The sequence below is a fragment of the Corynebacterium sp. c8Ua_99 genome (genome assembly GCF_039907185.1).
Classification (GTDB): domain Bacteria; phylum Actinomycetota; class Actinomycetes; order Mycobacteriales; family Mycobacteriaceae; genus Corynebacterium; species Corynebacterium jeikeium_D.
The window spans coordinates 303,627-315,990 of the sequence record NZ_JASBOG010000001.1 but is presented as its reverse complement, the minus strand read 5'-3'; the positions used below and the strand labels follow the sequence as shown (position 1 = coordinate 315,990).

Here is a 12,364-nt window from a genome sequence, read left to right as displayed (position 1 = left end):
GGTCACTTTTGTCATAAACGCAGTCAGTAACTTGGCTTGACCCGCCGCCGCTGTCATAAACGCAGTCAGTAACTCGGCTCGGCCCACCGCTGCCGCTAGCCAGCCGGCCAACAGTAGAAAACTACTTCTTCACCAGCACAGTGGTGCCAGCTGCTAGAGGTAGGCGCATCACGTAAGCGTCGTCAAGCTGGAGCATATATTCGTCGGCTTCACGGGCAGCGACGGTGTCACGGTCAGTGCGTGACGAGTCAGCGACAGTGCCGTCGAGGAGCGCGCCGGTCAGGACGAGCGCGCCACCGGAGCGAAGCAGCGGCCAGGCCTTTTCCTGGGCGGCGCGGAGGATCGCCGGGGCGACGTCCAAGTAGACCAAGTCGTAGGAGTCGGCGGCCAGTCGATCCATGACCTCCAGCGGCTGCGAAGGCAGGAAGCGCTGTCGGTTGGGGCGGATGCCTGCGGCTCGGAAAGCGGACTTCGCCAGAGACTGGTGCTCGAGCTCCGGGTCGATGCAGGTGAGAACGCCGTCATCGCCGAGGCCGGCGGCCAGGTGCAAACCGACTACGCCTGCCGCAGGCGATGCGATGACAGCGGCGGGGTGACCGTCGCGGCGGGCACTGGTCAGAGCCATGAGCGAGGTCAAAGCGGCGCCGGTCATCGTATCGGGGACGGCAACTCCGTATTCGCGAGCGCTCTCTCGGGCGCTTTCAAGGGCCTCGGAGACTACGGTCGTGTTGTTGACGTGCTGTGCAATAGCGTCACGTGCGGATAGCGGGGTAGCAGAAGAACTCGTTTCGGACACGTTCTATAGCGTAGGAAAAAACTTCGGGCAGGGCAGCGGGGCGCGCCGGTCAGTGCCGGACTAGGTGGGTAAACAAGCCTCAAGTTTGTCTGGACTCTCAAACTATTTTCAGGGTAAGGTCACTACAAACCTAAGGTTGGTAAGGAACACTGAACCTCATGCCCGAACGAGTCAAGTCCGAACGAGTCAGCGTAGGCGCCAGCCGCGAGGACGCCGCGTCCGCTGACGTAACTGAGCAACTGTCCGGCACCGCGGCTTTTGACGCAGGTGTGGGGGAGATGCCGTCGTGGTCGGAGCTGGTCCAGGCCCACGCGGATAGTGTTTATGGGCTCGCATATCGGTTAACTGGTAACCAGCAGGACGCGGAAGACCTGACGCAGGAAACATTCATGCGTGTGTTCCGCTCGCTGAAGTCATACCGTCCCGGCACTTTTGAAGGCTGGCTGCACCGGATTACCACTAACCTGTTTTTGGATATGGTCCGGCACCGGCAGGTCATCCGGATGGAGGCGTTGCCGGAGAACTACGACCGTGTCCCGGGCACGCTGAAGACGCCGGAGCAGGCCGTCGATGACGCGATGCTCGACCCGGATTTGGAAATCGCGCTGGCTGAGCTGCAGCCGGACTATCGCGCGGTGGTTGTCCTCTGTGATGTGGTGGGGCTGACCTACGAGGAAATTGCCAGCACCCTTGGGCTCAAGATGGGCACTGTGCGTTCGCGTATTCACCGGGCACGTTCCAGCTTGCGGGCGACGTTGGAGCGCCTGGAGAAGGAACGACAGGAGCTGCCGGAGTCGGTCACCGCAGGCTAGATTTCCCGCACTCAATCCGCGGGAGCGGCTATTGTGGGGCTAGTTAAATAGGTGCGATTTCTGGAGGTGCTGCAGTCTGTGATTCAGCAGGGCGATGACAAGCGTTTTTTGTCAACGGAGCATCTCGGCACCGAGGCAATTGCCGCTTTTGTTGACGGCGAGTTGTCGGTCGTAGCTGAGCGTCGTGCGCAGGCGCACCTGATGGCATGTCCGGAGTGTCGCCGGGAGGTCGCGAAGCAGCGGCAGGCAGCCAAGCGTCTGCGTGATAGCGCGCCCTTGCACATTCCAGCTGAGCTGCGCGCACGTATTGCTGATTTCGCAGGCAGTTGCGAGGACTCAGAGCCCCATCGGTCGGCGCGGCATCTCGCGCACCGTCCGCCGGAGTCGCTGAGCGCTGCGTTGGAGCAGATCGTTCGTGGTTTTCGTAAAGGTGGTAGTCACTAGTGGGCAAACATCGCTCTTTCGATGATTCCGCGTTTGCCCCGGACGCCGATCGTGCCGCCGCAACTGGTGGGTTACAGCGTGCTCCAGGGCAGAAGCTTGACGACGACCCCAGAGCCACCGCCCAAGAGTATTCGCCGTGGCAGGATTCGTCGTCACGCATGACGACGGGGCGTCCAGCCCGCAAACCCGAAGCGAAAAAGAAGCCTCGCCCGAAGACGGCTCCCCGCGTCAGCGCGCGGGAAGTGATTTTTGGCCGCGAGGTGCCGTGGCGTGTGATTGCGGCATCGTCGGCCGTGGTGCTGCTCATTGGCGGTGTTGGTGGCTTTGTTGGCGGTTGGGCTGGCAAGACTTTCCGCTCGGACTACCAGCGTGTGGAGCTGCAGCAGATCGAGGGGCGGCCGGGCAACGGTGATTTGACCGAAATCGGCAAGGTGGCGGAGGCTCTTCGTCCCGCGGTGGTGTCGATTGCGGTCAGTGCCGGTGAGGTCTCGGGCGTGGGCTCGGGGTTTGTCATTGATGGTGACGGTCATATTTTGACGAATAACCACGTCGTTTCGGCGGTGGCGGACCGGCAGGATATGCAGGTCTCCGTAACGTTTTGGGACGGCGGCAAGCTGAAAGAGGTGCCGGCCAAGATTATTGGCCGCGACCCGAAGACCGACCTCGCCGTAATTAAGGTCGAAGATGTTGCGGGGCTGACCGTGGCGCAGCTTGGTGATTCCAACGCGGTTGCGGTCGGTGACACAGTGATTGCGATGGGCTCGCCGCAGGGGCTGGGCGGCACGGTGACCTCGGGAATTGTCTCCGCGCTTAATCGGCCGGTGCGCCTGGCCGCTGAAGGGACTGACACGGACGGCTACGCCGATGCGATTCAGACCGATGCCTCCATCAACCCGGGTAACTCCGGTGGTCCGCTGGTGGATATCCGCGGTGCCATTATCGGTATTAATACGGTGATTTTCAGTAGTTCGGGTGGCTCACAGGGGTTGGGCTTTGCGATTCCAATCAATTCAGCCGTTGCCATCGCTGAGCAGCTCATCGCCGGTGAGCAGCCGGTTCATCCGGGGATTGGCGTGACAGCGCGCACGGTTTCCAATGGCGCACTGACTGGTGCCGAGATTGCCAGCATCCTGCCGGGAGGCGTTGCCGACCGGGAAGGTCTGCAGGAAGGCGATGTGATTACGGCTGTGGGAGACCGCGCGGTATCGTCCGCAGATGAGCTCACGGTGGCGCTGTGGACTGTTGGCGCTGGTAATGAGGCGGTATTGAAAATCGTTCGTCACGGAGCCGAGCTGGAGGCGAAGATCACGCCGGAGTAGGGGGGCGCTGGTTTCGACCGGTTTCGGCTGGTTTCTGCGGATTTGGCAGATTTGGTGGATTTGGCCGCGCAATGCTGCATGCGAGGTGCACTGTAACTAAGGTGGTATAACGTGTTTTCTAATGTTGGCTGGGGCGAGATTCTTGTCCTCTTTATCCTCGGACTAATTCTCATCGGACCTGAGCGGTTGCCGAAGGTAATTGAGGACGTCCGCGCATTGCTTCTGGCTGCGCGCACCGCAATCAATGACGCACGCGATAACCTCTCGGACGAGTTCGGTGAAGACTTCGATGATCTTCGCAAGCCGCTGCAGGAGCTCAACGATCTCCGTCGTCTCAACCCGAAGACCGCCATCACCAGGACGCTTTTCGACGGCGATGACACCTACCTGGACATGCTCTCCGGTAAGCCCGCAGCGGGTGGTGGCGGAACTGGTGCAGCCGGAGCTGCAGGAGCGGCAGGAGCGGCCGGGCCTGCGGGTCAGCAGTACCAGCAGTCCAATACGAACCAGCCAGTGCAGCCGGCTCCGTCGCAGCAGCCGCTCCCGCAGTCGGCTCAGCAGCCAGCCCAGCAGCCGGGAACTTGGCAGGATCCAGTTGCCCAGGCCCGCCAACAGCAAGCGCAACAAACACCACAGCAGCCGCAACAACCGCAACAACCTCAGCAGCCCCGTGGGGTGCAGGCCTGGGTCGACGACGACAACCTATAGAGGTTGCAAACCGTGCCCGACCGCAAGTTACTGACTAGGTTTATGACACTTTGAGCACAAATTTTGCCACGAAAGTGTCATAAACCTAGTCAGTAAGTGCACGCAGCCGCTTTGATGGATGCACCACCGAAAACACCACCAGCAACACATACGCCCCAGACACCGCAGCCACAAAAGCAGACGCCCCCTTCCCGGCACCGAAACTACCGGGGAGGGGGCGTCGCTGTGATCGTCGTAAAGCGAAGGCCTACTTCGGAGTCACGCCCAAGCCGAGCGACTTGCCTGCGAGCGACTCGCGACGAACAACCAGCTTGTCAGCGATAGCGTTCAGGGCCTCGCCCGCGCCCGAATCCGGCTTGGACAGGACAATCGGAGTGCCCTTGTCGCCGCCTTCGCGGAGCTCTGTGTCCAGCGGCACCTGGCCGAGCAGCTCGACCTTTCCGCCGGTGATCTGGGTAAGACGACGGGCAACGGTCTCGCCGCCACCTGCGCCGAAGACCTCCATCTTGGAGCCGTCGGGCATTTCCATCCAGCTCATGTTCTCGATGACACCGGCGATGCGCTGGCGGGTCTGCAGCGAAATGGTGCCGGCGCGCTCTGCGACCTCGGCGGCGGCCATCTGCGGGGTAGTAACAATCAGCAGCTCAGCGTTCGGCACGAGCTGCGCCACGGAGATGGCGATGTCGCCGGTTCCCGGGGGCAGGTCGAAAAGCAGGACGTCCAGGTCGCCCCAGAACACGTCCGCGAGGAACTGCTGGATAGCGCGGTGCAGCATTGGCCCACGCCAGACAACCGGTGCGTTGTCGTCGACGAAGTGTCCGATAGAAATCAGTGACACGCCGTGCGCCTGCGGAGGCATGATCATGTCGTCGACCTGGTGCGGCTTTTCCTCGGAGCCCATCATGTGCGGAATGGAGTGTCCGTAGACGTCGGCATCGAGGACACCGACAGACAGACCCTTCGCGGCCAGCGCGGCGGCGAGGTTCACGGTCACGGAGGACTTACCAACGCCACCCTTACCGGAGGCGACGGCGAACACGCGGGTGCGGGAGTCCGGCTGGGCGAATGGGATCACCGGCTCGGAGGCGGTGCCGCGGACGGCGTTGCGGAACTCGCGGCGCTGCTCGTCATTCATCACATCGGTGGTGACGGTGACGTTGCCAACGCCCTCGATACCGTTCAGCGCCTCTTCGGTGCGCTCGATGATGGTGTTTTTCATGGGGCAACCGGCAATGGTGAGGTAAATCTCCACGGCCACGTCATTGTTGTCCGCCACCGAGATGGACTTGACCATGCCAATCTCGGTAATCGGGCGACGTACCTCAGGATCTTCGACCTGCGCCAGGGCGGTGCGAACTTCAGCTTCAGTAATCGTAGACATTATGTAGTGAATCTTATCGTGAGACCCCGCAAGACAAAGAACTACTGACAAAATCAGTAGTTTGCCGCTTTACGACGGTCACAGCGACCAACCCTTCCGGCAAGAGCGGTGGCGGTGGAATGGGCGGCGGACCAGTCGGTGGAACAATTGCCAATCGTCTGACGTTGTCCTTGATAGAACGCCTTTTGGCGATAGTTTTAGCAATATTTTCAGCAACTGAGTCACCATTTACTGTGACAACAACTGCAAGGGAACGGTGAGAGTACCGATGGCAAATGGGGAAGCGGGCAGCGGTTGGGGGAGCGGCCGGGAACAGAGCATGAAGTCCCGGTTGCCTCAGCGCCAGGTGCCCGAGGGGTGGCCGGTGGGCAGTTTCACCAACTACTCCGACGCGCAGGCGGCGGTGGATTCGCTCAGTGATCGCGATGAGTTCCCGGTTTCCGACCTCACCATCGTCGGTGTTGACCTGATGCAGGTGGAGCGCGTGGTCGGCAGGCTGACCTGGCCGAAGGTGCTCGGCGGCGGCGCGCTGTACGGCCTGTGGATGGGCTTGTTCTTCGGCCTGATTCTGGGCCTTTTCCAAGAGGATTGGGTCAGTCCGCTGATTGTTGGCCTCGGTATGGGGGCCATCTTCGGCATCGTGCTGGCCGCAGTTCCGTACGCAATGCAAAACGGCAAACGGGATTTCTCTAGCACTACGGAGATTGTTGCCCGTCGCTACGATGTCCTGTGCAATCCCCGCAATGCCGAGCGGGCCCGTGACCTGTTGGCGCAGCGGGCTCTCGGTGGGAACCGCGGGTAGGTTGCTGTATCCGTCGTAAAGCGATGCCTGCCAGAAGCAGTACCTACAGCCACTTGTTGCGGCGCAGGACCCACACCAAAAACGCCACGATGGCGAACATGATGGCGAGGACGATGAAGTAGCCGTACTCCCAGTGCAGCTCGGGCATGTGGTCAAAGTTCATGCCGTAGATGCCGGCCAGGGCGGTCGGGACGGCGAGAATAGCCGCGTACGCCGAGATGGTACGCATATCCTGGTTCTGCTGCAGCTGGATTTTCACGGCGGCGGCGTCGATGAGGGCGGAGAGTCGTTCGTCGAGTCCGGAGACGAGGTCCGCGGCGGCGAGCTGGTGGTCGAGAACATCGGAAAGATAACGGCTGACGTCCTTAGGCATGATGTCTTCCCGCAGATTCATCAGGGAGCGCAGCGCCGGTGTCAGCGGATCGATCGCGTGGCGCATTTCCAGAATCTCTCGTTTGAGGATGTAAATGTCCTCAATATCCGAATCCAAGTTCGGCTCGAAGACTTCGTCTTCCATGATCTCCACGCGATCTTCCAGCTGCATGGCGATGCGCAGGTACGCGTCGACGAGGTTGTCCGTCAGCGCCCACAGCACGCCCGCGGGGCCGTAGTCGATGGCGTCGGTGGTGTTCTCCACGCGTGCGCTAATGCGCTGCATATCCGAGCTCGGCATGCCCATGCGAATGGTGATGACGTACTCCGGGCCGATGACAATCATCAGCTGGCCGGAGCGAATGATCTCATTTTCGTCATCCGCGAGACCTTCCGGGGAGTAGTGAATCGAGCGAATTACAAAAACCACGTGATCATCGTGGATCTCAATCTTGGGGCGCTGGCGGTTAGTCAGTGCGTCCTCCACCGTCAGCTCATCCAGTCCGTAAAGCTCGGCGATGGCGTCCATCTGTGTCGCGTTGGGGCGCGACAATGACAGCCACGTGAAGCCCTCACCAAAATTCCGTACCTCGGACAGCCCGGAGAAGTGGTCGTAGGTGCCGGGCAAACGCTTGCCACCGATGTAGACGCCGCAATCGCGCAGGGCATCGCGCACCGCCCTCGACTGTCCTGTTCCTGTGCTTGACGACGAGCCGTTGGTGCGCGTCACCTTCGAGACAGCCGACTTCGCTGCGGATTTAGCCGCATTCGTCGCCCGAGCGGTTTTACCGGGTTTTCCTGTGGCCGACGGTTTTTGGCTTTGACTGGCCGAGCTAGTTCGCGGATTGCGAGCCTTCGCCGAAGCGCTGATGTTGCGGCTTTTCTCTTCGCCCATTCTGGGTGACCTCACAATCCGTTCGTAGGTTACGCTGGTGTCGATGATTGATTTTAGACGTGCGAACGCCGGGTTCCACTTTCGCATCCGCTCAATGGGGTGCAAGGGTAGCTCCACGGCTACTGCGTGCACTTTTACCGCCCTGGCATTGGTCACTGGGGCGACGGGGTTCGGTCTTGCCGCATGTTCTGATTTGGATCCGCAGATGCCCGTTCCTCCCGAGCAGGAGGCGGTGGTGACTGTCGGGGCAGACCTACGCAACCCTGAGCAAGCAGCTCTTGCGTACGTGTATGCGCAGAGCTTTGAGAGGATAGGGCGGCAAGCGGAGGTCGTCGGCATTCGCGATGCTGACGACCGGTTGCGGGCCGTACGCAATGAAGCGGTCCTGGTCTCCTTCGGATGCACAGGTGAGCTACTCGGCCTGAGCGACCCTGCGTCGGCGGCTTCACTGGCGGAGGAATACGCGGACGACTCCACCCCGGACAAGCAGTTCAGCGGCGAGTGGCGCGACCGTGTGTACGACGCATTTTCGCGGTCGCTGCCGGGTGAAGTTATGGCCACCGACGCGGGCATGGCACAGGGCTGCGCGGATGTGTCAGCTGACAATGCTGGGGCTGACTTGCCGCAATGGCTTGTGCCTTTCTACGTCAAGCCAGCGTTGGACCGAGATGATCGAGTCCGCGTGCTCAATGAGATTGCGGGTTCGCTGAGCACTGAGGACTTGAAGCTGATGACCCGGGCTGTGGCTGGTGGCGCCAGCCCTGAGTTGGTCGCTCAGGAGTGGCTGGATAAGGCGTAGTCGGGGTGGCGGGGGCTAGTTGTGGCGGTATCGGACGTGTATCTGCTGTTGGCTGCCGCCAAGTTTGTTGATTAACCCATGAATACGGGCTGCAAATGTGAAACTGTGCGAGTTTATGACACTTTCATGCCATTTTTCGGGCCGTTTCTGTCATAAACGTAGTCAGTAACTCGCATTGAGGACTAAGTAGTAAATGGTGCCGACCCGGTGGCACGCCGACCGGACACGCTTTTTGCCTATTCGCCCTTGATGCCTGGCAACGATCGCCCAAGCAACAAGAAAGGGGCTCCAACCGAACGGTTGGAGCCCCTTAGCGTTTACATGCCAACTGGCGAAGACCAGTCAATGAGACCTACTTGAGAGCCTCTTCCAGCAGAGCCTTCTCCTCAATCTGGTGGACCTTAGCCACACCAGTTGCGGTGGAGGACTGTGCACGGCGGGAAACGCGGGTCAGCTTCGGCATATCCGGCAGAACCTCTGGGAGGTTCAGTGCCAGGAACGGCCATGGACCCTGGTTAGCCGGCTCATCCTGAACCCAGCGGACTTCCTCAAGATCCGGGTAGGACTCGAAGAGGTCGCGGAGGCGGTTGTGCGGCAGCGGGTGCAGCATCTCCAGGCGAGCGATTGCAAGATCGTCGCGCTTGTCCTTCTTGCGCTTCTTCTCCAGCTCCCAGTAGATCTTGCCGGAGCAGAGCAGCAGGGTCTTGATGCCGGACTTGTCCTTGGACTCGAAGTTCGGGTCATCGATGACCGAGCGGAACTTGTTCGGGTTGGTGAAGTCCTCGACAGCAGACGCTGCCATCTTGTTGCGCAGCATCGACTTCGGCGAGAACACAACCAGCGGACGGTGCAGGTCGGACAGGACGTGGCGACGCAGCAGGTGGAAGTAGTTAGCCGGCTCGGACGGCTGAGCAACGGTGTAGGAGCCCTCGGCTGCCAGCTGCAGGAAGCGCTCGATACGTGCCGAAGAGTGGTCCGGGCCCATGCCCTCGTAGCCGTGCGGTAGCAGCAGAATCAGCTTGGAGGTCTGACCCCACTTGGCCTCGCCGGAGGAAACGTACTGGTCAATGGTGGTCTGAGCGCCGTTGGCGAAGTCACCGAACTGTGCTTCCCAGAACACTGCTGCGTCCGGGTTACCCAGGGTGTAGCCGTACTCGAAGCCCATGCCTGCGTACTCGGTCAGAGCCGAGTTGTAAATCATGAAGCGACCACCGTTCTTGGACTTACCGTAGGCGTCGATCGGGTTGTATTCCGAACCGTCCTCGGAGTCAATCAGAACTGCGTGGCGAGAGGTAAAGGTACCGCGGCGGACATCCTCACCTGCGAAGCGGACGTCGATGCCAGCACCGGTGAAGGAGCCGATTGCCAGCAGCTCGGCCATACCCCAGTCGATGCCACCTTCCTGAGTCATCTCCGCGCGCTTCTTAGCGACCGGCGCAACACGCGGGTGAATCTTGAAGCCCTCAGGGAGGTTGACGTAAGACTGACCAATCTCGACGATTTCAGCCTTCTCGATGCCGGTCTTCAGACCATGCGGCAGCGGCTGGGAGCCTGCAATACCGGACTGTTCGCCCGGCTTTGCGTCCTGAGCTGCGCGGACCTCGTTGAAGACAGCTTCCATCTGGTCGTGGAAGTCTCGGCGAACTGCCTCGTACTCTTCCTCGGAAATGTCACCGCGACCAATCAGGTCCTCGGTGTACTGAGCGCGGACGCTTTCCTTTTCGTCGATGACCTTGTACATCAGCGGCTGAGTCATGGACGGGTCATCGGCCTCGTTGTGGCCGCGCTTGCGGTAGCAAACCAGGTCGATGAAGACGTCCTTGCCGTAGCGGTTACGGTACTCAACAGCCAGCTGGCCGACCCAGACGACAGCCTCCGGGTCGTCACCGTTGACGTGGAAGACCGGGCAGCCGTATGCCTTGGCGATGTCGGTTGCGTAGTAGGAGGAACGACCGGAGTCCGGCGAAGTGGTGAAGCCGATCTGGTTGTTCACCACGATGTGGACGGTACCGCCGACCTTGTAACCACGCAGGGACATGAGGTTCAGGGTCTCCTGGACAATGCCCAGGCCCGCGAAGGATGCGTCACCGTGCAGCAGCAGCGGCATGACGGAGTAGCCCTCTTCGCCCTTGTTGATCTTGTCCTGGCGTGCACGAGCAAGACCCTCAACGACCGGGTTGACGGCCTCGAGGTGGGACGGGTTCGCAGTCAGGGTGACGTCAATCTCGCCCTCGCCGAACATCTGGATGTGACGGCCAGTAGTACCCAGGTGGTACTTGACGTCACCAGAACCGCCGACCTGTGCCGGGTCGATGTTGCCTTCGAACTCGGTGAAGATCTGGCGCAGTGGCTTGCCGACGATGTTTGCGAGCACATTCAGTCGACCGCGGTGTGGCATACCGATGACGACCTCATCCAGACCAGCACCAGCAGCGGTGTCAATGGCGGAGTCCATCAGCGGAATCAGCGACTCTGCGCCCTCAAGGGAGAAGCGCTTCTGACCGACGTACTTGGTCTGCAGGAAGTTCTCGAATGCCTCAGCGGCGTTCAGCTTCTGCAGAATGTACTTCTGCTCAGCGTGGGACGGCTTTGGCTGGCCGCCCTCAATGCGCTCTTCCAGCCACTCGCGCTCTTCGCGGTCGAGGATGTGAGCGTACTCGGAACCGACCTTGAGGCAGTATGCGTTCTGCAGGCGAGAGAGAACCTCGCGCAGCGTCATAGTCTCCTTGCCGCCGAAACCACCGACGTTGAAGGTGCGGTCCAGATCCCACAGGGTCAGACCGTGCTCCTCAATATCGAGGTCAGCGTGGTTCGGAGCAGAAGTATTTGGCTGGTCAGAACGTAGCGGGTCAATGTCAGCCAGCAAGTGACCGCGGGAACGGTAGGCCTCAATCAGACGCATGACGCGGGTGTTCTTGTCAATACCCGTGTTCGGCAGATCCTGCGCCCAACGGATTGGGGTGTAAGGAACATGCATGGTCTGGAAGATGTGGTCCCAGAACTTGTCGTCGACAAGCAGATTGCTCATCGTGCGCAGGAACTCACCGGACTCTGCACCCTGGATGATGCGGTGATCGTAAGTAGAGGTGATGGTCACCAGCTTGCCGATGCCCATCTCTGCCAGACGGTCCGCGGAAGCACCGGCGAACTCAGCCGGGTAATCCATGGAGCCGACACCGATAATCGCGCCCTGCCCCTTGGTAAGGCGCGGGACGGAGTGGCGAGTACCGATACCGCCCGGGTTGGTCAGGGAAATGGTGACGCCCTGGAAGTCCTTACCGGTCAGCTTGCCGTGGCGAGCACGAACGACGATGTCCTCGTAGGCGTCGACGAACTGCTTGAAGGTCAGGCTTTCACACTCGCGGATAGCAGCAACTACGAGCGAACGAGAGCCGTCCTTAGCTGGCATATCAATGGCCAGGCCGAGGTTAATGTGCTCCGGGGTAACCAGAACTGGCTTGCCGTCAACCACCTTGTAGTTGTTGTTCATGTCCGGGTGGAGCATGACAGCCTTCACCATGGCGTAACCAATGATGTGGGTGAAGGAGATCTTGCCGCCGCGGGCGCGTGCCAGATGATTGTTAACCAGGGTGCGGTTTTCAAACATCAGACGTGCCGGCATATCGCGAACCGACGTAGCAGTCGGCATCTCCAGGGAGACATCCATGTTCTTAGCGATAGCCCGTGCGACGCCCTTCAGAGGCTCCTCTCCGGATTCAACAGCCGAAACCTTGGCTGCTGCATCCATTGGGGACTTCTTTGGCTTCGGGGACGCCGGCTTGTTCGGGGTCTTAGTGGGTTCGACCCCCTTGGATTCACGACGTCCGGTTGCCTTAGCTTCCTCCTTCGTGGCTGCTGCTGGCTTTGCCATATTGGAAAGGTCCTCGCCCTTTTGGGACGGGGTGTGGGTTGCGAAGAATTCGCGCCATTCCTGACCCACAGACTGTGGATCCTTCTGGAATTGCTGGTACATCTCGTCGACCAGCCATTCGTTCTGGCCGAAGCTCATGTCGCTGCTCACGGCAGGTACTCGCCT

The 12,364-nt window shown here is 60.5% G+C and carries 10 protein-coding genes; 6 read left to right on the top strand and 4 right to left on the bottom strand.

What is annotated here, in order from left to right; all coding sequences use genetic code 11:
- Positions 1-121: 121 nt before the first annotated feature.
- A complete protein-coding gene (locus QKE19_RS01360; protein WP_049193703.1) occupies positions 122-796 on the bottom strand; it encodes a class I SAM-dependent methyltransferase in 675 nt (224 codons plus the stop codon).
- A gap of 158 nt (positions 797-954) precedes the next feature.
- Here QKE19_RS01360 and sigE point away from each other — a divergent pair, with 158 nt between their 5' ends.
- The 4 genes from sigE (at position 955) to tatB (ending at position 4,079) form a co-directional block, all read left to right on the top strand.
- Entirely contained in the window at positions 955-1,608 is a 654-nt protein-coding gene (gene sigE / locus QKE19_RS01355; RefSeq protein WP_070429357.1) for an RNA polymerase sigma factor SigE, read from the top strand.
- 51 nt (positions 1,609-1,659) lie between these two features.
- Positions 1,660-2,052, top strand: coding sequence for a zf-HC2 domain-containing protein (locus QKE19_RS01350; protein WP_052317810.1), 393 nt, complete (start codon positions 1,660-1,662; stop codon positions 2,050-2,052).
- On the top strand, positions 2,052-3,371 hold the full coding sequence (locus QKE19_RS01345) for a trypsin-like peptidase domain-containing protein (protein ID WP_347890174.1): 1,320 nt from the start codon (positions 2,052-2,054) through the stop codon (positions 3,369-3,371). The genes QKE19_RS01350 and QKE19_RS01345 overlap by 1 nt, the downstream gene beginning before the upstream one ends.
- A gap of 111 nt (positions 3,372-3,482) precedes the next feature.
- Positions 3,483-4,079, top strand: coding sequence for a Sec-independent protein translocase protein TatB (gene tatB, locus QKE19_RS01340; RefSeq protein WP_070603702.1), 597 nt, complete (start codon positions 3,483-3,485; stop codon positions 4,077-4,079).
- Positions 4,080-4,326: 247 nt separating this feature from the next.
- Here the strand turns inward: tatB and QKE19_RS01335 are convergent, their stop codons facing one another.
- Complete coding sequence (locus tag QKE19_RS01335; protein WP_049193006.1) at positions 4,327-5,460, bottom strand: Mrp/NBP35 family ATP-binding protein; 1,134 nt, start codon at positions 5,458-5,460, stop codon at positions 4,327-4,329.
- 319 nt (positions 5,461-5,779) lie between these two features.
- On the opposite strand from QKE19_RS01335, the gene QKE19_RS01330 reads away from it, so the two are divergent.
- Positions 5,780-6,262: a general stress protein gene (locus QKE19_RS01330; protein ID WP_042388577.1), complete on the top strand. Its 483-nt coding sequence runs from the start codon at positions 5,780-5,782 to the stop codon at positions 6,260-6,262.
- A gap of 43 nt (positions 6,263-6,305) precedes the next feature.
- Here the strand turns inward: QKE19_RS01330 and QKE19_RS01325 are convergent, their stop codons facing one another.
- Positions 6,306-7,529 carry a magnesium and cobalt transport protein CorA gene (locus QKE19_RS01325; protein WP_049190061.1) on the bottom strand — a complete coding sequence of 408 codons (1,224 nt, stop codon included), beginning with the start codon at positions 7,527-7,529 and terminating at the stop codon, positions 6,306-6,308.
- 43 nt (positions 7,530-7,572) lie between these two features.
- Between QKE19_RS01325 and QKE19_RS01320 the strand changes: the two genes are divergently transcribed.
- Complete coding sequence (locus QKE19_RS01320) at positions 7,573-8,328, top strand: hypothetical protein (protein ID WP_070429353.1); 756 nt, start codon at positions 7,573-7,575, stop codon at positions 8,326-8,328.
- 352 nt (positions 8,329-8,680) lie between these two features.
- Here the strand turns inward: QKE19_RS01320 and QKE19_RS01315 are convergent, their stop codons facing one another.
- Positions 8,681-12,349: a multifunctional oxoglutarate decarboxylase/oxoglutarate dehydrogenase thiamine pyrophosphate-binding subunit/dihydrolipoyllysine-residue succinyltransferase subunit gene (locus QKE19_RS01315; protein WP_347890170.1), complete on the bottom strand. Its 3,669-nt coding sequence runs from the start codon at positions 12,347-12,349 to the stop codon at positions 8,681-8,683.
- Positions 12,350-12,364: the final 15 nt, after the last annotated feature.

Coding starts and splice junctions, on each gene's coding strand:
- QKE19_RS01330 (WP_042388577.1), top strand. CDS start 5,780: ATGAAGTCCCGGTTGCCTCAGCGCCAGGTGCCCGAGGGGTGGCCGGTG.
- sigE (WP_070429357.1), top strand. CDS start 955: ATGCCCGAACGAGTCAAGTCCGAACGAGTCAGCGTAGGCGCCAGCCGC.
- QKE19_RS01320 (WP_070429353.1), top strand. CDS start 7,573: ATGATTGATTTTAGACGTGCGAACGCCGGGTTCCACTTTCGCATCCGC.
- QKE19_RS01325 (WP_049190061.1), bottom strand. CDS start 7,529: ATGGGCGAAGAGAAAAGCCGCAACATCAGCGCTTCGGCGAAGGCTCGC.
- QKE19_RS01335 (WP_049193006.1), bottom strand. CDS start 5,460: ATGTCTACGATTACTGAAGCTGAAGTTCGCACCGCCCTGGCGCAGGTC.